The organism is Streptomyces sp. NPDC004721, from assembly GCF_053601495.1.
Genome location: NZ_JBSGBZ010000164.1, coordinates 1 through 1,060 on the forward strand (window position 1 = coordinate 1; position 1,060 = coordinate 1,060).

A 1,060-nucleotide genomic window follows, 5' to 3' on the forward strand; every position below is an offset into this window, starting at 1 on the left:
GCAAGGCCGTGAAGTTTGCGGCTGGGGCATGTCGTCAAGGGCATGCGGCCGCAAGGATTTCGATGCTGGTGGTGGCTTTGTAGCTGGTGCGGTCGATGCGGGGGCCGCGGGCCTGGTACTTGGAGATGGCGCGTTTGACGATGCGGGGGCTCACCCGTAGTCGCCGCTCGGGCAGCAGGCCGGCCAGGACGTGCCGGCCGATGGTGCCGGCCAGGTCGACGACGGTGTCGGCGATGACGCCCGCGGCCAGGACGACCTGGTCGCGGGCGGCCTGCCAGGCGATGGAGAAGCCGGCCCGGTCCGGATCGGTGCCGGGTCGGGTGCTGGTGGCGTCGGCCATGGCGGTCCGCAGCAACTGGTAGACCACCAGCAGGGCGTATATCTCCTGGTCGACGCCCTCGGGGGTGCGGGCCCGCAGAACCCGGCCGCCGAGGATGGTCGACTTCAGTTCCAGGTAGGCCGTCTCGATCTCCCAGCGCTGGTGGTAGAGGGTGGTCAGTTCGGCTGCTGGGTGGCGGTGGTGGTCGAGCAGGGTGGTGGCGAGCCGGTAGAGGCCGGTGTGTTTCCCGGCGGTGGTGGTGATGGTGATCTCGCAGTCGATGACGCGCACGCGCAGGGAACCCAGTGCCGACAGGTAGGAGCCGTCGGGGAAGCGGGCCAGGACCGGCATCCGGCGGCCGTTCTTGAGCCGGACCAGGACCTCGGCACCGGTGGCCGCGATGTCGGCCAGGAGCCTTTGAGCGCCGAAGTTGCGGTCGGCCAGCAGGATCATCCCGGGCCGCAGGCTGGGCAGCAGGCGCGGGGCGTAGGTGGTCTCGCCCGCGGTGGTCGGGCCGAATACCGCGTCGATGAGGGTGCGGGTGCCGCAGGCGACCAGGGCGAGCAGACGGACCTGCGGGTATCCGGTCCCGCCGTGGTTGCCCGCCTGCTTGGTGAACCGGGTCAGGACGGCGGGGGTGTCCGGGACCGTCAGGGTGGTGCCGTCGAGGGCGACCACCAGCAGGTCGCGCCAGCGGATCCCCGGCCCGTGCCGGGTTACGGCCGGGCCGCGCAGCAGGTC

1 protein-coding gene is annotated in these 1,060 nt (G+C 71.4%); it reads right to left on the reverse strand.

The window, feature by feature from the left end:
• Positions 1–34 precede the first annotated feature (34 nt).
• Positions 35–1,060: IS4 family transposase (locus tag ACWEK3_RS42450; RefSeq protein ID WP_453252279.1), on the reverse strand; the 1,026-nt coding region annotated here is incomplete at its 5' end.